Annotated in this window: 13 protein-coding genes and 1 rRNA gene; 4 read left to right on the forward strand and 10 right to left on the reverse strand. The window is 70.2% G+C overall.

Features of this window, described 5'->3' with window-relative positions:
- The 4 genes from ACZ303_RS09175 to thyX form a co-directional block, all read right to left on the reverse strand.
- Positions 1 to 190, reverse strand: a 16S ribosomal RNA gene (locus tag ACZ303_RS09175); the annotation flags it as partial.
- Between the two features lie 551 nt (positions 191 to 741).
- On the reverse strand, positions 742 to 2,427 hold the full coding sequence (locus ACZ303_RS09180) for a ribonuclease J (protein ID WP_467336719.1): 1,686 nt from the start codon (positions 2,425 to 2,427) through the stop codon (positions 742 to 744).
- A gap of 166 nt (positions 2,428 to 2,593) precedes the next feature.
- Positions 2,594 to 3,493, reverse strand: coding sequence for a 4-hydroxy-tetrahydrodipicolinate synthase (gene dapA / locus ACZ303_RS09185; protein ID WP_467336721.1), 900 nt, complete (start codon positions 3,491 to 3,493; stop codon positions 2,594 to 2,596).
- A gap of 200 nt (positions 3,494 to 3,693) precedes the next feature.
- Positions 3,694 to 4,434 (reverse strand): FAD-dependent thymidylate synthase, encoded by a 741-nt coding sequence (thyX, locus tag ACZ303_RS09190; protein ID WP_467336723.1) that lies wholly within the window; start codon positions 4,432 to 4,434, stop codon positions 3,694 to 3,696.
- Between the two features lie 208 nt (positions 4,435 to 4,642).
- Between thyX and ACZ303_RS09195 the strand changes: the two genes are divergently transcribed.
- Both ACZ303_RS09195 and ACZ303_RS09200 read left to right on the forward strand, forming a co-directional pair.
- Positions 4,643 to 4,885 (forward strand): hypothetical protein, encoded by a 243-nt coding sequence (locus tag ACZ303_RS09195; RefSeq protein ID WP_467336725.1) that lies wholly within the window; start codon positions 4,643 to 4,645, stop codon positions 4,883 to 4,885.
- Positions 4,886 to 4,979: 94 nt separating this feature from the next.
- Complete coding sequence (locus ACZ303_RS09200; RefSeq protein WP_467336727.1) at positions 4,980 to 5,552, forward strand: hypothetical protein; 573 nt, start codon at positions 4,980 to 4,982, stop codon at positions 5,550 to 5,552.
- 71 nt (positions 5,553 to 5,623) lie between these two features.
- Here the strand turns inward: ACZ303_RS09200 and ACZ303_RS09205 are convergent, their stop codons facing one another.
- The 6 genes from ACZ303_RS09205 to eccD all read right to left on the reverse strand — a co-directional run bounded on the left by ACZ303_RS09205 (position 5,624) and on the right by eccD (position 12,677).
- On the reverse strand, positions 5,624 to 6,085 hold the full coding sequence (locus tag ACZ303_RS09205; RefSeq protein WP_467336729.1) for a hypothetical protein: 462 nt from the start codon (positions 6,083 to 6,085) through the stop codon (positions 5,624 to 5,626).
- 2 nt (positions 6,086 to 6,087) lie between these two features.
- Positions 6,088 to 6,840 (reverse strand): 4-hydroxy-tetrahydrodipicolinate reductase, encoded by a 753-nt coding sequence (dapB, locus tag ACZ303_RS09210; protein ID WP_467336731.1) that lies wholly within the window; start codon positions 6,838 to 6,840, stop codon positions 6,088 to 6,090.
- 47 nt (positions 6,841 to 6,887) lie between these two features.
- Complete coding sequence (locus tag ACZ303_RS09215) at positions 6,888 to 8,267, reverse strand: M16 family metallopeptidase (RefSeq protein ID WP_467336733.1); 1,380 nt, start codon at positions 8,265 to 8,267, stop codon at positions 6,888 to 6,890.
- Entirely contained in the window at positions 8,264 to 10,489 is a 2,226-nt protein-coding gene (locus tag ACZ303_RS09220) for a polyribonucleotide nucleotidyltransferase (protein WP_467337433.1), read from the reverse strand. The genes ACZ303_RS09215 and ACZ303_RS09220 overlap by 4 nt, the downstream gene beginning before the upstream one ends.
- Before the next feature lie 256 nt (positions 10,490 to 10,745).
- Entirely contained in the window at positions 10,746 to 11,033 is a 288-nt protein-coding gene (rpsO, locus tag ACZ303_RS09225) for a 30S ribosomal protein S15 (protein ID WP_045934183.1), read from the reverse strand.
- A gap of 195 nt (positions 11,034 to 11,228) precedes the next feature.
- Positions 11,229 to 12,677: a type VII secretion integral membrane protein EccD gene (gene eccD, locus ACZ303_RS09230; protein ID WP_467336735.1), complete on the reverse strand. Its 1,449-nt coding sequence runs from the start codon at positions 12,675 to 12,677 to the stop codon at positions 11,229 to 11,231.
- Between the two features lie 184 nt (positions 12,678 to 12,861).
- Here eccD and eccCa point away from each other — a divergent pair, with 184 nt between their 5' ends.
- Together eccCa and ACZ303_RS09240 are read left to right on the forward strand one after the other, a co-directional pair.
- Complete coding sequence (eccCa, locus tag ACZ303_RS09235; RefSeq protein WP_467336737.1) at positions 12,862 to 16,809, forward strand: type VII secretion protein EccCa; 3,948 nt, start codon at positions 12,862 to 12,864, stop codon at positions 16,807 to 16,809.
- 122 nt (positions 16,810 to 16,931) lie between these two features.
- On the forward strand, positions 16,932 to 17,447 hold the full coding sequence (locus tag ACZ303_RS09240; protein WP_467336739.1) for a hypothetical protein: 516 nt from the start codon (positions 16,932 to 16,934) through the stop codon (positions 17,445 to 17,447).
- Positions 17,448 to 17,457: the final 10 nt, after the last annotated feature.

A 17,457-nucleotide genomic window follows, 5' to 3' on the forward strand; every position in this document is an offset into this window, starting at 1 on the left:
CCATGCGGAGGAAGGTATTATCCGGTATTAGACCCCGTTTCCAGGGCTTGTCCCAGAGTGCAGGGCAGATTGCCCACGTGTTACTCACCCGTTCGCCACTAATCCACCCCGAAGGGCTTCATCGTTCGACTTGCATGTGTTAAGCACGCCGCCAGCGTTCGTCCTGAGCCAGGATCAAACTCTCCGTGAATGTTTACCCGTAATCGGGTGTGACACTCGCGTTGAGCGGCACAACCAGGCGGAATAAGCCCGGTCGTGCACAGCGTCCTCGCTGTGTAATTGCCTGCCCACCCCGCAAAGAGGTGACCAGGACTTTCAAAGGAACCGCGTCCCGACCAGAAGGCCGGAGACGGGGTATTTTATAGTCTGGCGTTGACTTTTGGCACGCTGTTGAGTTCTCAAGGAACGGACGCTTCCTTTGGTCCCGTTTCCGGGCCCTCCGGGCGCTTCCCTTCGGTATTTCGTGTTTCCAACCTTACCAGATCCGTTTTCCGTTCCGTTCCCGGTTCGGATTTCATCTCCGGCCCCCTGTTGGAGCGGGGTTTGCCTTCTTGCTTTCGCTTTCCGGCTTCACCGACTTTATCAGATCTCTCCGAGTCGATTTCCCCACCGCCTTCGGAACGACCCTTCACGCTCTAGGCGTTCCGGGGTTCCCCTCGCGGTGGAGCCGTAAACCTACTGGACGGCCGCGCCCGGATGCAAATCGGCACCGGGACGGCCGTCCGTTCGGCTGATGTGGCGTCAGACCTCGACGACCACAGGCAGGATCATCGGGCGCCGGCGGTAGGTGTCGGACACCCACTTGCCCATGATCCGGCGGACGAGCTGCTGGATCTGGTGGGGCTCCAGCACGCCGTCGGAGGCGGACTTGGTGAGGGCGTCCTCGATCTTCGGAACGACCGCGGTGAACGTGGAGTCCTCGATACCCGAGCCGCGCGCGTGGATCTGCGGGCCGCCCATGATCTTGCCGGTCGCGCTGTCGACGACGAGGAAGACCGAGATGATGCCCTCGTCACCGAGGATGCGACGGTCCTTGAGCGAGGTCTCGGTGACGTCGCCGACCGAGAGGCCGTCCACGTACACATACCCGGCCTGGACCTTGCCGACGATCTTCGCGGCGCCGTCCACCAGGTCCACCACGACGCCGTCCTCGGCGATCACGATGTGGTTCTTGGGGACGCCCGTCAGCGCGCCGAGCTCCGCGTTCGCCCGCAGGTGGCGCCACTCGCCGTGGACCGGCATGAGGTTGCGGGGCTTGCAGATGTTGTAGAAGTACAGCAGCTCGCCCGCCGAGGCGTGGCCCGAGACGTGGACCTTGGCGTTGCCCTTGTGGACGACATTGGCGCCCCACCGGGTGAGGCCGTTGATCACGCGGTAGACCGCGTTCTCGTTGCCCGGGATGAGGGACGAGGCCAGGATGACCGTGTCGCCCTGGACGATCCGGATCTGGTGATCGCGGTTGGCCATGCGGGACAGCGCGGCCATCGGCTCGCCCTGCGAGCCCGTGCACACCAGCACGACCTCGTCCGGCGGCAGGTCGTCGAGGGTCTTGACGTCGACGACGAGGCCGGCCGGGACCCGCAGGTAGCCAAGGTCACGGGCGATGCCCATGTTGCGGACCATCGAGCGGCCGACGAAGGCGACCCGCCGGCCGTACTCGTGCGCGGCGTCCAGGATCTGCTGGATGCGGTGCACGTGGCTGGCGAAGCTGGCCACGATGATGCGGTTCTGGGCGTTCGCGAAGACCGTGCGCAGGACGTTCGAGATGTCGCGCTCGGGCGGTACGAAGCCGGGGACCTCGGCGTTCGTGGAGTCCGAGAGCAGCAGGTCGATGCCCTCCTCGCCGAGCCGCGCGAAGGCGGGCAGGTCGGTGAGGCGGCGGTCCAGCGGGAGCTGGTCCATCTTGAAGTCGCCGGTGTGCACGGCCATGCCGGCCGGGGTGCGGATGGCGACCGCGAGGGCGTCCGGGATGGAGTGGTTGACCGCGACGAACTCGCAGTCGAAGGGGCCGATGCGCTCGCGGTGACCCTCGACGACCTCGAGGGTGTACGGGCGGATGCGGTGCTCCTGGAGCTTGGCCTCGATGAGCGCGAGGGTCAGCTTGGAGCCGATCAGCGGGATGTCCGGCTTCTCGCGGAGCAGGTAGGGCACGCCACCGATGTGGTCCTCGTGGCCGTGCGTGAGCACGATGCCCTCGATGTCGTCGAGGCGGTCCCGGATGGACGTGAAGTCCGGCAGGATCAGGTCGACTCCGGGCTGCTCCTCCTCGGGGAAGAGCACTCCGCAGTCGACGATCAGCAGGCGGCCGCCGTACTCGAAGACGGTCATGTTGCGGCCGATCTCGCCGAGACCACCGAGGGGCGTGACGCGCAGGCCGCCCTCGGGGAGCTTCGGCGGGGGACCGAGTTCAGGGTGCGGGTGACTCAAAAGACTCTCCTCACCACGCACGCCACATGTCCTCCTGGGACACATGGCGCGCGTGACATTCGTGCACTTGCAGTTGTTTTCGGCTGTTCAGTTGTGAAGCCTTGTTCAGTTGTGAAGTCTGTGGCGGGCTGCCGTGGCGTTGCTGTGCGCCGGGTGTGCCCTCTGGTTAAAGCTCTACCCCACCGGCGGAAAGATCGCGCTTGAGCTGCTCGGTCTCCTCCGGGGAGAGCTCGACGAGCGGCAGGCGCAGCGGACCGGCGGGCAGACCCTTGAGGGCCAGGGCGGCCTTGGTGGTGATGACGCCCTGGGTGCGGAACATACCGGTGAAGACCGGGAGCAGCTGCTGGTGGATCTCGGTGGCCTTGGCGACGTCACCGGCGAGGTGAGCGCCCAGCAGGGCACGCAGCTCGGGGGCGACGAGGTGGCCGACGACGGAGACGAAGCCGATGGCGCCGACGGACAGCAGCGGCAGGTTGAGCATGTCGTCGCCGGAGTACCAGGCGAGGCGCGAGCGGGCGATGGCCCAGCTGGCGCGGCCCAGGTCGCCCTTGGCGTCCTTGTTGGCGACGATCCGGGGGTGTTCGGCCAGCCGGACGATCGTCTCGGTGTTGATCGGGACGCCGCTGCGGCCGGGGATGTCGTAGAGCATCACCGGCAGGCCCGTGGCGTCGGCGATCGCGGTGAAGTGCCGGAGGAGACCCTCCTGCGGCGGCTTGTTGTAGTACGGGGTCACGGCGAGGAGGCCGTGGGCGCCCGCCTTCTCGGCGGCGCGGGCGAGCTCGACGCTGTGCCGCGTGTCGTTGGTGCCGGCTCCGGCGACGACGTGGGCGCGGTCTCCGACCGCCTCGACCACGGCCCGTACGAGCTGGGCTTTCTCCGCATCGCTGGTGGTGGGCGACTCGCCGGTGGTGCCGTTGACGACAAGGCCGTCGTTGCCGGAGTCCACCAGGTGGGTGGCGAGCCGCTGTGCGCCGTCGAGGTCAAGGGCGCCTTCGGCGGTGAAGGGCGTGACCATGGCGGTCAGGACCCGCCCGAAGGGCGTCTGCGGTGTGGAGGTCGGAGCCATAAGGGCCACGCTACTCGTTGCTCACCGTGAGGTGCTCCCTCGGGGAGTGCCAAAGGGATCCCGGCACTGCCTGCTCGGGGGTTCAAGCAGTGCCGGGTCCGTTTGTTCAGACTAGATGAAAGTCGGGAAAAGCCGCAATACGGACACCTTGCCTACCGGTGCGTACGCCGCACATCCGCACTTCCCCGACCATCCGGGCGTCAGGGGGCGACGCGGCCGTTCTTGTTGAAGGCCGCGTAGGTGAGCGGCATGAGCTTGGCCCACTCCGCCTCCATCTTCTCGCCGACCATCTCGATCTCGCGCTGCGGGAAGGAGGGGACGGTCGCCTGCTCGTGCTGGGTGCGCAGGCCGAGGAAGTGCATCAGCGAGCGGGCGTTGCACGTGGCGTACATGGAGGAGAACAGACCGACCGGCAGCACCGAGCGGGCGACCTCACGGGCGACGCCGGCGGCCAGCATCTCCTGATACGCCTCGTACGCCTGGCGGTAGGAGTCCTCCATGGCGCGGGTGGTCAGCTCGTGCTGCGCCTCGGTGCCCTCGACGAAGACGTACTTGCCGGGGCGGCCCTCCTGGACCAGCTTGCGGTCCTGCCCGGGGACGTAGAAGACCGGCTGGAGCTCGCGGTAGCGGCCGGACTCCTCGTTGTACGACCAGCCCACGCGGTGGCGCATGAACTCGCGGAAGACGAGGATCGGGGCGCTGATGAAGAAGGTCATCGAGTTGTGCTCGAAGGGGCTGCCGTGGCGGTCGCGCATCAGGTAATTGATGAGCCCCTTGGACCGCTCGGGGTCCTTGGTGATCTCTTCCAGGGACTGCTCGCCGGCGGTGGAGACGCGGGCCGCCCACAGCACGTCGGAGTCGGCCGCGCTGTGCTTGACCAGCTCGACGGTCACATCGCCACGGAACGTGGGCTTGGCGGTCTCGGTGGGGCTGTCGGTCACCGGCGGGGTCCTTCCATTCGCATTGCTCGGGCGGCGCCCAGCCTACGGGCCACCACTGACAGCGGACGCGTGACGGAGCGGGGCTCGCGGGGGAGCCGGGGCGCCGGTTGAGATTTTTCACAGAAGTCACCGAAAACGGGCACCTAAGTCGCCGTTCGCACGTCCTTATGTGTGACACCACACTTCGAGGTTCCTAGGAGAGCCCTTCATGTTCCGCCGGCGAGAGCCCGTGCCGTTCGCCTTCGTCGCCGAAGCCGAGCGTTACCGCAGCAACGTCACGCCGCCGCCCCGAGATCGCGCCACCCGCTCGCAGATGGCTTCGCGCGCGCTCGTGGGGCTGACGGTCACAGCGGGGCTGGTCGGGGCGCTGCTGTTCGGCATGCCGTCGATGCAGAGCGGTGCGCAGAACACCCACCACGCCCAGCAGTCGGAAGCCAAGGACGGCCGCTGACCGGCCGCCCGACGCGCCGCTGACCAGCGGCGGCGACCCCGGCCCGGCCACCCTGACGTGGCCGGGCCTTTTGCCTATCGTTTAGCCTCGCCCAATGCCCCTGCCCTTTCTGACAGCCGACCGTGGCGCCGCCGCTCCCGCGCCCGCGAAAGCCCCGGTCGCGAACCCGGTCGAGCCCCTGCCCTACGACGACCAGGCACGCTGGCGGCGTCCGTACCGGCCCGGCCCCTGGCGGGTCGCCGGCGCGTCCCTGGTGCTGCTGCTCGCCTCGTACGTGCTCTTCTCCGCGCTGATCATCGCCCTGGCCGGCTCGCTGCCGGGTGCCGGGACCTGTGCGGTCCTGGCCGGCCTGATGATCACGGCCGCGGTGCGCCTGGTGCGCGTGGGCGTGTGGCTGAGCCCGCAGGGGCTGCGGCAGATCCGGCTGCTGTCGAGCACCGTCGTGCCGTGGCAGGACGTCGCGGGCGTACGGACGGTCCAGCAGCCCGTGCGATGGCTCGGGCTGCCGCGCACGGTGCAGGGGCAGGCGCTGGTCGTCGGCCGGGTGCGGGGCGACGCGCTGCCCGCGGTGGTCACCGACCACAACGCCGACTTCCTGGCCCGTCCCGAGGGCTTCGGCGCCGCGGTCGACGCGGTCGAGGCCCGGATCGCCGAGTACCGGGGCTGAGCGCACGGCGAAGGCCCCCGCGCCCTTGAGGGGGTGCGGGGGCCTTCGCGTGAGCCGGGACCGTACGACCGCTAGACGGCGTCGGCCCGTACCGGCTTGTCGTCGTGCAGGGCGATGGCCCGCTGCATGGCCTTGCGGGCCCGCGGGGTGTCACGGGCGTCGTGGTAGGCGACGGCGAGCCGGAACCATGTGCGCCAGTCGCCCGGTGCGTCCTCCGTCTCGGCCTGACGGCGGGCGAAGACCTCGTCCGCGGAGTCGCGGTCGATGCGGCCACCGGGCGTCCGGACGAGCTCGTCGACGGGCAGGCCGCCCTCGGTGTCCAGTTCCCGCGCGAGGCGGTCGGCGTCCCGGGCGAACTTCGTCGTCTGGTAGAGGAACCAGGCGCCGATGAACGGCAGGACGAGGACCGCCACGCCGAAGGCGACGGTGAGGGCCGTGCCCTGCTCGATGAGCATGATGCCGCGGCTGCCGACCAGGACGAAGTAGACGACCAGGACGGCGGCCAGGGCGAAATAGACGATCTTCGCGCGCATGGTCAGCCCAGATCCAGGAAGTGTTCCAGGCCGAACGTCAGCCCCGGCGTGTCCACCACGCGCCGCGCGCCCAGCAGGATGCCGGGCATGAAGCAGCTGTGGTGCAGCGAGTCGTGCCGGATGGTGAGCGTCTCACCGGTGTCGCCGAAGAGGACCTCCTGGTGGGCCAGGAGGCCGCGCAGCCGCACCGCGTGCACCGGCACCCCGTCGACGTCCGCGCCCCGCGCGCCCTCCAGGCCGTGCGTGGTCGGGTCCTCCTGGCGGGGCAGCCCCGCCGCCTCCCGCGCCGACGCGATGAGCTGCGCGGTGCGGGTGGCGGTGCCGGAGGGGGCGTCGGCCTTGCCGCGGTGGTGCAGCTCGACGACCTCGACGGACTCGAAGAACCGGGCCGCCTGCTGGGCGAAGGCCATGGTCAGGACCGCGCCGATGGAGAAGTTCGGGGCGATGAGCACACCCGTCGAGGGCGACGCGTCGAGCCAGGAGTTCAGCTTCGCGAGGCGGTCCTCGGTCCAGCCGGTGGTGCCGACCACGCCGTGGATGCCGTTGGCGACGCAGAACTCGAGGTTGTCCATCACCGAGTCCGGGTGCGTCAGCTCGACCGCGACCTGGGCTCCCGCCCCGGTCAGCGCGTCCAGTTTGTCGCCCCGGCCCAGCGCGGCCACCAGTTCCATGTCGTCGGCGGCCTCCACGGCTCGTACGGCCTCGGAGCCGATCCGGCCGTGGGCGCCGATGACCGCCACGCGCAGCTTGCTCATCCTTGGTGCTTCCTTCTCTCGGGCCCGGCCTGTGATCGGCCGGGCTCTCAGGCCACGACGTCGTGGAGCTTGGCCGCCTGCTTGTCCTTCAGCGGGCCGATGACGGACAGCGAAGGACGCTGTCCCAGTACATCGCGGGCCACCTCGCGGACCTCGTCCGGGGTGACGGCCGAGATGCGCGCCAGCATGTCGTCGACCGACATCTGATCGCCCCAGCACAGCTCGCTCTTGCCGATGCGGTTCATCAGCGCGCCCGTGTCCTCCAGGCCCAGGACCGTGGAGCCGGAGAGCTGCCCGACGGCGCGGGTGATCTCCTCGTCCGTCAGCCCGTCCGACGCGACCTTGTGCAGCTCGTCGCGGCAGATCTTGAGCACGTCCTGGACCTGGCTCGGGCGGCAGCCGGCGTAGACGCCGAAGAGGCCGCAGTCGGCGAAGCCCGAGGTGTAGGAGTAGACCGAATAGGCCAGTCCGCGCTTCTCCCGCACCTCCTGGAAGAGCCGGGAGCTCATGCCGCCGCCGAGGGCGGTGTTGAGCACGCCGAGCGCCCAGCGGCGCTCGTCGGTGCGGGCCAGGCCCGGCATGCCGAGGACGACGTGCGCCTGCTCGGTCTTGCGGCCCAGCAGCTCCACGCGGCCGGCCGTACGGATCGTCCGGGAGCCCGCGCGCGGGTCGACGGGCAAGGCGTCCGTACGGGACAGCGCGCCGGCTCTGTCGAAGGCGGCCCGCACCTGGCGGACGACCTTGGCGTGGTCGACGTTGCCCGCGGCGGCCACGACCAGGTGGGTCGGGTCGTAGTGCTTCTTGTAGAAGCGGGCGATCTGGTCGCGGGTGAGGGCGTTGATCGTGTCGACCGTGCCGAGCACCGGGCGGCCGAGGGGGGTGTCGCCCAGCATGGTGTGCGCGAACAGGTCGTGCACGCAGTCGCCGGGGTCGTCCTCGGTCATCGCGATCTCTTCGAGGATCACACCGCGCTCGGCGTCGACGTCCGACGCCTCGATGAGGGAGCCGGTGAGCATGTCACAGACGACATCGATGGCGAGCGGCAGGTCGGTGTCGAGGACACGCGCGTAGTAGCACGTGTACTCCTTCGCCGTGAAGGCGTTCATCTCGCCGCCGACCGCGTCTATCGCGGAGGAGATGTCCAGCGCGGTGCGCTTGGACGTGCCCTTGAAGAGCAGGTGCTCCAGATAGTGCGTGGCGCCGTTGAGGGTCGGGGTCTCGTCGCGGGAGCCGACGTTGGCCCAGATGCCGAAGGTCGCGGAGCGTACGGACGGCAGGGTCTCGGTGACCACGCGCAGGCCACCGGGGAGGGTGGTCCGGCGGACCGTGCCGATGCCGTTCTCGCCCTTGAGAAGCGTTTGGGTACGGGCGACGGCCCGCCCCTCCGAGGAGGTGCGGGCCGTCTTCCGTGTACTACGGGACGTCACTTGTCGGTCTCGTCCTTGGTCTCGTCGGCCTTCTCGCCGTCCTCACCCTCGATGACGGGGATCAGGGAGAGCTTGCCGCGCTGGTCGATCTCGGCGATCTCGACCTGCACCTTGGCGCCGACGCCGAGCACGTCCTCGACGTTCTCCACGCGCTTGCCACCGGCGAGCTTGCGGATCTGCGAGATGTGCAGCAGGCCGTCCTTGCCCGGCATGAGGGAGACGAAGGCACCGAAGGTGGTGGTCTTGACGACCGTACCCAGGTAGCGCTCGCCGACCTCCGGCATGGTCGGGTTGGCGATGCTGTTGATCGTGGCGCGGGCGGCCTCGGCCTGCGAGCCGACCTGGGCACCGATGTAGATGGTGCCGTCGTCCTCGATCGTGATCTCGGCGCCGGTGTCCTCCTGGATCTGGTTGATCATCTTGCCCTTGGGGCCGATGACCTCACCGATCTTGTCCACGGGGATCTTGACGGTGATGATCCGCGGGGCGTTGGGGGACATCTCGTCCGGCGTGTCGATCGCTTCCATCATCACGTCGAGGATGTGGAGGCGGGCGTCGCGGGCCTGCTTGAGGGCCGCGGCCAGGACGGAGGCCGGGATGCCGTCCAGCTTGGTGTCCAGCTGGAGGGCGGTGACGAACTCCTTCGTACCGGCGACCTTGAAGTCCATGTCGCCGAACGCGTCCTCCGCACCGAGGATGTCGGTGAGGGCGACGTAGTGCGTCTTGCCGTCGATCTCCTGGGAGATCAGGCCCATGGCGATACCGGCGACGGGGGCCTTGAGGGGCACACCGGCGTTCAGCAGCGACATGGTGGAGGCGCAGACCGAGCCCATGGAGGTGGAACCGTTGGAACCGAGGGCCTCGGAGACCTGACGGATCGCGTACGGGAACTCCTCGCGCGACGGGAGCACCGGCACGATGGCGCGCTCGGCCAGGGCGCCGTGGCCGATCTCGCGGCGCTTCGGCGAACCGACGCGGCCGGTCTCGCCGACGGAGTACGGCGGGAAGTTGTAGTTGTGCATGTAGCGCTTGCGCGTCACCGGCGAAAGGGTGTCGAGCTGCTGCTCCATACGGAGCATGTTCAGCGTGGTGACACCCAGGATCTGGGTCTCGCCGCGCTCGAACAGCGCCGAGCCGTGCACGCGCGGGATGGCCTCGACCTCGGCGGCGAGGGTACGGATGTCCGTCACCCCGCGGCCGTCGATGCGCTTCTTCTCCTTGATGACGCGCTCACGGACCAGGGCCTTGGTCAGCGAGCGGTACGCGGCGGAGATCTCCTTCTCGCGGCCCTCGAACTGCGGGAGCAGCTTGTCGGCGGCCACGTCCTTGACGCGGTCCAGCTCGGCCTCGCGCTCCTGCTTGCCGGCGATCGTGAGCGCCTGGGCGAGCTCGCTCTTGACGGCGGCGGTCAGCGCCTCCAGGACGTCGTCCTGGTAGTCGAGGAAGACCGGGAACTCACCCTCGGGCTTGGCGGCCTTGGAGGCGAGCTCGGCCTGCGCGCGGCACAGGACCTTGATGAAGGGCTTCGCGGCCTCGAGACCGGCGGCGACGACCTCCTCGGTCGGGGCCTCGGCACCGTCCTGGACCAGCTGGACGGTCTTGTCGGTGGCCTCGGCCTCGACCATCATGATCGCGACGTCGCCGTCCTCCAGGACGCGACCGGCCACGACCATGTCGAAGACGGCGTCCTCGAGCTCGGTGTGGGTCGGGAACGCGACCCACTGGCCCTTGATCAGGGCGACGCGGGTGGCGCCGATCGGGCCGGAGAAGGGCAGGCCCGCGAGCTGCGTGGAGCAGGAGGCGGCGTTGATCGCGACCACGTCGTACAGGTGGTCGGGGTTGAGCGCCATGATCGTCTCGACGATCTGGATCTCGTTGCGCAGGCCCTTCTTGAAGGAGGGGCGCAGCGGGCGGTCGATCAGGCGGCAGGTGAGGATCGCGTCCTCGGAGGGCCGGCCCTCACGGCGGAAGAACGAGCCGGGGATCTTGCCGGCCGCGTACTGCCGCTCCTCGACGTCCACCGTGAGGGGGAAGAAGTCGAGCTGGTCCTTGGGCTTCTTGGACGCGGTGGTGGCCGACAGCACCATGGTGTCGTCGTCCAGGTAGGCCACGGCGGAGCCGGCGGCCTGACGGGCCAGACGGCCCGTCTCGAAGCGGATGGTGCGGGTGCCGAAGGTGCCGTTGTCGATGACGGCTTCGGCGTAGTGGGTCTCGTTCTCCACCAAGGGAAATCTCCTCGTCTGCGTCCGCCGCCCGTGTGGCGGGGACGTGGGCGGAGGTGCGCCGTGTGCTGGCCGGTCTTCGATCGAAGCACCCGGATCTTCCTGTCCGGGGGCCACTACCGAGGACCGGCGGCGAGCGGAGCGCTCCTCCTCATACGGTGTTGCGTCGTGGCACCAGACTACAAAGGTTCCGGTCTCCACGAGATACGCAAAGGGAGCGGCCCCCAGAGGTGGGAACCGCTCCCGTCACGGTGTCTTACTTGGCGCCCGCGGCACCGCGGCGGATGCCGAGGCGCTCGACCAGGGCGCGGAAGCGCGTGATGTCCTTCTTGGCCAGGTACTGCAGCAGGCGGCGACGCTGACCGACCAGGAGCAGCAGGCCACGACGCGAGTGGTGGTCGTGCTTGTGCTGCTTGAGGTGCTCGGTCAGGTCCGAGATGCGGCGGGTGAGCATCGCGACCTGGACCTCGGGGGAGCCGGTGTCGCCCTCCTTGGTGGCGAACTCGGCCATGATCTGCTTCTTCGTTGCGGCGTCGAGCGACACGCGTACTCCTCGTAAATCTCAGTTTCAGCCGCCGAGTGCCCCTGGTCTTGATCTCAGGGGAGCTTCCGTTACTCGGGAGGCGAGGTCCGCTGGGCGCTGTCCCCAGAGGCCCGTCAGGGCGTTCCGGAGGCGCGTACACAAACGGCCGTTACACACAGTACCAGCCCGGCCCAGCGGCCCGGCCCACCCCCGGGATCAGCCCGCGGAGAGGCCGCGGGCGGTGGAGTACAGGTCGAGGACGGCGAGGCACAGCGGGACGAGGGCGAGGAGGAGGGTGCTCTCGGCTATGTCGGAGACGCGCCCCCAAAAGGGTGACAGGCCCTTGTCGGGGACGATCAGCGCGACCGCGGTCAGCAGGCCGCCACCGACGGTGACGGCGGCGGCGAGCCAGAGCGTACGGACGTCGAGGGAGCCGGTGGCGTCGACGGGCGGCTGGAGCGCGAGGCCGAGGACGAGCAGCGTGAGGGCGGCCAGGCCGGCGCCCAGGACGGCGGCGACCTGCGCGGTGTAGCGGAAGAGCCGGGCGCGCAGCAGCATCGCCAGCCCGGCGGCCAGGGCCAGCAGGCGGGTCCAGGGGCCGCCGGAGGAGGTGAAGGCGAGGATCGCGGTGGAGCCGACGACGACGGCCGCGCAGCCGCCGACCAGGCCGAGCAGCAGTTCGTGGCCGCGCCGGACCTGGGCGGCGACGCGCTCGGCGTCTATGGGGTCGGGCACCTGGCCGCCGCGGGGCGCGTCGAGGTCGTCGGAGGCCGCCGCGCGGGGGGCGGCGTAGCCGATGGGCAGCCGGGCGACGCGTGCGGAGAGGCCCGGCAGGAAGGCGATGGCGCCGATGGCGACGACGGCGCAGACGGCGGCGGCGTCGGCCGGGCGGGCGTCGGTGAGGATCACGCAGAAGGCGGCGAAGGTGCCGGTGGCCGCCGCGGTGAGGGCGGCGACGAAGGGGGCGTCGCCGGTGGGCATGGTGGCGACGAGCGCGGCGGTGGCGACGAGCACGGCGGCGCAGCCGAGCAGGAACTGCAGCCGGCCGGCGCCCTCCCCCGGGCTGGGTCCGAGGATGCCGGTGCCGGCGATCATCAGGTGCGGCAGAGCGGCGAGTCCCAGGGCGACGGCCGAGCCGCGGTCGGCGTAGACCCGGGCCCGTACGCCCGCGAGGGCGGTGAGCAGCACGCCGATGGCGGCCGCGACGGCGCCCGGCAGGCCGTGCGTGTCGTGCCGGGCGGGGTCGGCGAACCACAGGACGAAGCCGATGAGGGCGAGCAGCAGGGAGCCGCCGAAGAGGCCGCCGGTCCGCAGGAGCCGGTCGTTCCACAGGGTGCGGTCACGGGTGACGGCGGCGGCGACGGCGTCGGTGACGTCGTCGTGGACGGCCGGCGGGAGGGACTCGGCGAAGGGGCGCAGGGACAGCAGGTCGCCGTCCAGGACGCGCTGTGCCGCGAGGGAGCGGGCGCTGTCGAGGACGGTGCCGTCGCGGCGTACGAGGTGGTAGCCGCTGGGGGCGCCGACGGGCTGGGTCTGGCCGGTCAGCCGCAGGATCTCGGGATAGACGTCGGCGACGGCGATGTCGTCCGGGAGGGCGACGTCGATCCTGCTGTCTGGCGCGACGACGGTCACCCTGCGGAAGCCGGTCGCAGCGGACGTACTCACCTATGAGGCCCCTTGTTTCGCTCTGACGATCGCTCATGCTTGCGCGCGGCGGCCACCCTATCGGGCGGCTCGGACACCGACGTCGATAGGATCACCGTTCCGCGCAGGGGGAGGCCGTCACCATCAGGGTGACAGGGATACCGCGCGGGACTTTTCTTGCCGTGCGGAGGGGTTGAGGCACCCGGTGAGCCAAATCGTCGTCAGTCGTCCGCCGAGGGCCCTGCCGCCGGAGGTGCCCGGCGCGGAGATCCGCCTGGAGGCGCCTCCGGAGCTGCCGCGCGGTCGTCAGGACAGTGTGCTGATGCAGCTGTTGCCGACGCTGGGCATGGCCTCGTCGATGGTCTATTTCTTCATGCCGGGCGCCGCTCCGATGATGAAGATCATGGGCGTCCTGATGATGTGCTCGACGCTCGGCATGACCATCGCCATGGTCGTCCGGCACCGTCAGGGGTCCCAGGGGCAGACCGCGGACATGCGCCGCGACTACCTCAAGTACCTGGCGCAGACGCGCAGGACCGTGCGGAAGACGGCCAGGGCGCAGCGTGACGCGCAGTTCTACCTGCACCCCTCCCCCGACCAGCTGTGGTCGGTGGTGGCCGAGGGGACCCGGCTCTGGGAGCGGCGGGCGGGCGACGACGACTTCGCGCAGGTGCGGATCGGGCTCGGCGCGCAGCAGTTGGCGACGCCGCTGGTGGCGCCGGAGACCGCGCCGATAGACGATCTGGAGCCGTTGACGACGGGGGCGATGCAGCAGTTCCTGGCCACGCACGGTTCGCTGGACGGCATGCCGATGGCGCTGTCGCTGCGCGCCTTCTACCACGTGACGCTCTCGGGTGATCCGGAGACGGTGTACGGGACGGCGCGGGCGCTGGTGGGCCAGTTGACGACGCTGCACTCGCCGGAGGACCTCGTCGTCGCGGTGGTCGCGGCGCGCGGCGCGGCGTCGTACTGGGAGTGGACGAAGTGGCTGCCGCACGTGCAGGTGCCGGGCGCGGTCGACGGGGCGGGCGCGCGGCGGCTGATCGGCGGTGACCTCACCGAGCTGGAGGATCTGCTGCGGCCGCGGCTGGAGGGGCGTTCGCGCTTCAGCCGCGACGGGCAGCCGGTGCTGGACCAGCCGCATGTGGTGGTCGTGCTGGACGGTGGGACGGTGCCGCCGGAGTCGGCGTTCGCGGCGCCGGAGGGCCTTCAGGGCGTGACCATCGTCGAGGTGGTGCCGGGCGATCTGGGCGAGCCGCGCGGTGGGCTGTCGGTGGTCGTGGAACCGGGTTCGCTGCGGCTGCTGTCGCAGGTCGCGGAGTACTCGGGGGCGCCGGACACGCTGTCGATGGAGGCCGCGGAGGCGCTCGCGCGGCAGCTGGCGCCGCTGCGCACGGGCGGCGACGACGGTGACGAGCCGCTGCTGGCGAATCTGGACTTCACCGATCTGCTGGGCCTGGGCGACGCGGGCGCGGTGGACGTGGCGCGCACCTGGCGGCCGCGGTCGTCGGCGGAGCGGCTGCGGGTGCCGATCGGTGTCAGCGAGGACGGCACGCCCGTGATGCTGGATCTGAAGGAGGCGGCGCAGGACGGCATGGGCCCGCACGGGCTGTGCGTCGGCGCGACCGGTTCCGGCAAGTCCGAGCTGCTGCGCACGCTGGTGCTGGGCCTGGCGGTCACGCACTCGTCGGAGACGCTGAACTTCGTCCTCGCCGACTTCAAGGGCGGTGCGACGTTCTCGGGCATGGCCGAGCTGCCGCACGTCGCGGCGGTCATCACCAACCTCGCGGACGACCTGACGCTGGTCGACCGCATGCGGGACTCGATCACCGGTGAGCTCCAGCGGCGCCAGGAGCTGCTGCGCTCGGCGGGCAACTACGCCAACATGCACGACTACGAGAAGGCGCGGGCCGCCGGTGCGCCGCTGGAGCCGCTCGCATCACTCGTTCTGGTGATCGACGAGTTCAGCGAGCTGTTGACGGCCAAGCCCGACTTCATCGACATGTTCATCCAGATCGGCCGCATCGGCCGGTCGCTGGGCGTGCACCTGCTGCTGGCCTCGCAGCGGCTGGAGGAGGGCCGGCTGCGCGGTCTGGAGACGTATCTGTCGTACCGGATCGGCCTGCGCACCTTCTCGGCCGCCGAGTCGCGTACGGCGCTGGGCGTGCCGGACGCGTACCACCTGCCGTCCGTGCCCGGCTCGGGCTATCTGAAGTTCGGCACGGAGGAGATGACGCGCTTCAAGGCCGCGTACGTCTCGGGCACGTACCGTACGGGCACGAGCGCGGGCCCCGGCAGCGGGCCGCTGCCGATCGAGCGCCGGCCCGTGCTGTTCACCGCCGATCCGGTGCCGGTCACCTACACCGCGCCGGTCCCCGTTCCGGCCGCGCCCCAGCCGGGCGACGACGCGCTGGCCGACACGGTCCTCGACGTCATCGTGCGCCGGATCGAGGGCCAGGGCCCGCCGGCCCACCAGGTCTGGCTGCCCCCGCTGGACAGCGCGGCGGCGCTCGACGAGCTCCTTCCGCCGCTGTCGGTGGTGGAGGGCCGCGGGCTGACGGCCCCCGACCAGCCGCGCCTGGGACGTCTCGCCGTCCCCATCGGTCTGGTCGACAAGCCCTTCGAGCAGCGGCGCGAAGTGCTTTTCCGCGACTTCTCCGGCGCCGCGGGCAACATGCTCGTCGTCGGCGGTCCGCAGTCCGGCAAGTCGACGCTCATGCGGACCATCGTCTCCGCCTTCGCGCTCACCCACACCCCGGCCGAGGTGCAGTTCTACGGGCTCGACTTCGGCGGCGGCGGCATGAGCGCCATCTCGGGGCTGCCGCACGTCGGCGGCGTGGCCTCCCGGCTCGACCCCGAGCGCGTCCGCCGTACGGTCGCCGAGGTGGCGGGCATCCTGGCCCGGCGCGAGGAGTACTTCCGCGCGCACAACATCGACTCGGTCACCACCTACCGGCGGCAGCGCGCGACGGGCGAGCTCACCGACCAGCCGTGGGGCGACGTCTTCCTCATCGTCGACGGGTGGGGCAACTTCCGGCAGGAATACGACATGCTGGAGGGCGTCGTCACCGATATCGCGGGGCGCGGCCTGGGCTACGGCGTCCACGTCATCGTGACCGCCTCCCGCAACATGGAGGTCCGCGCCTCCATGAAGGACCAGCTCCTCAACCGGCTGGAGCTCCGCCTCGGCGACACCATGGACTCGGAGTTCGACCGCAAGGTCGCCGCGAACGTCCCCGCCGGTGTCCCCGGCCGCGGCCAGCTCCCCGAGAAGCTGCACTTCATGGCCGCACTGCCGCGCATCGACGCCGACTTCGACCCCGAGACCCTCACGGACGCGACCGCCGCCATGGTGCGCGCCGTCGGCGACGCCTGGACCGGTCCCCGCGCGCCGGGTGTCCGGCTGCTGCCGCGCAAGCTGCGCGCCGACGAGCTGCCCAAGGGCTTCGAGTACCCGCAGCACGGAGTGGCCTTCGGCATCGACGAGACCAATCTGGAGCCGGTCTTCGTCGACTTCGAGACCGATCCGTTCTTCCTGGTCTTCGGTGAGAGCGAAGCCGGCAAGACGGCTCTGCTGCGCATGCTCGCGAAGCAGATCACCGAGCGGTACGGCCCGGACGAGGCGAAGATCGTGGTCGGCGACTACCGCCGCACGCTCCTCGACGTCGTCCCCGAGACGCACCTGCTGGAGTACGCGCCGATCGCCTCGGCCCTGACCGTCCACGCCAACGCCCTCAACGGCCTCATGGAGCGGCGCGCCCCGCAGCCCGACATCACACCGCAGCAGCTGCGCGACCGCAGCTGGTGGTCGGGGCCGCGCTTCTTCGTCATCGTCGACGACTACGAGCTCGTCTCCACCAGCAGCGGCAACCCGCTGTCCGTCCTCACCGACAACCTGCCCTTCGCCCGCGACGTCGGCATCCGCTTCATCATCGCGCGCAGCTCGGCGGGCGCCTCCCGCTCGATGTTCGAGTCCTTCATGCAGCGCGTGAAGGAGCTGGGCGCCCAGGGCGTCATCCTCTCCGGCGACCACGGCGAGGGCGACCTGCTGGGCGGCGTACGGCCGCGCGCGATGCCGCCAGGGCGCGGCTACTTCGTGTCCCGCAAGCGGGGGACGCCGCTGGTACAGGTGGGGTGGGTGCCGGACCAGTAGGAATCCGGCGGGAGATCGGCCAAAGGGGGGTGCGCCATGCGCACCCCCCTTGTTAAGTTCGATCACCTGTACGCACTGTCGACCGTGAGGCTGTGGAGCCGGCGGCACTTCCGGGGGGAATCGTGGCGTTCGAGAACGAGTGGGGCGAGCTGCGGGCCGAGTCGGCGGCGCGGCTGGAAGAGGGCCGTTCAGGGGCGGAGGAGTCCCACACACGGCTCAACGGCACCGGGCCGGTCGGCGGTAACGACAGTGGCGGACCTCCAGGGCTCGCCTCCTCGGCCGCGAAGAAAAAGGCGGCGATCGCGGCCCTGGAACAGCACATACAGCCCGACACACAGAAGGCCGGCAAAACCATGGACGAGACCATGGAGGCCGCGGGCAAGGGCTTCAAGGACTGGGCCACGGGCGCCGGCATCAATGAGGCGCTCAAGGGCTGGCGTGCGTCGGTGAAGGCGCTGGAGAACCGCCTCGCAGGGGAGAAGACCGCGCTGAGCGGCACCAACACGCTCTTCCAGGGCGCCGACAAGGGCCTCGGCGGCCGATTCGGTCTCTATGCCCCGCCGCTCCTGCCACCCAAGCCCGGCGTCGGTCCCACGGGGAGCGACTCCCCCTTCACGTCCCGCATATCGGGCTTCTAGGGCCACGAGC

Source organism: Streptomyces sp. NPDC023527 (genome assembly GCF_055560115.1).

Bases quoted from the DNA above. Each gene is read 5' to 3' on its own strand.
- ACZ303_RS09195 (WP_467336725.1), top strand. From the start codon at position 4,643: ATGTTCCGCCGGCGAGAGCCCGTGCCGTTCGCCTTCGTCGCCGAAGCC.
- ACZ303_RS09205 (WP_467336729.1), bottom strand. From the start codon at position 6,085: ATGCGCGCGAAGATCGTCTATTTCGCCCTGGCCGCCGTCCTGGTCGTC.
- dapB (WP_467336731.1), bottom strand. From the start codon at position 6,840: ATGAGCAAGCTGCGCGTGGCGGTCATCGGCGCCCACGGCCGGATCGGC.
- ACZ303_RS09200 (WP_467336727.1), top strand. From the start codon at position 4,980: ATGCCCCTGCCCTTTCTGACAGCCGACCGTGGCGCCGCCGCTCCCGCG.
- dapA (WP_467336721.1), bottom strand. From the start codon at position 3,493: ATGGCTCCGACCTCCACACCGCAGACGCCCTTCGGGCGGGTCCTGACC.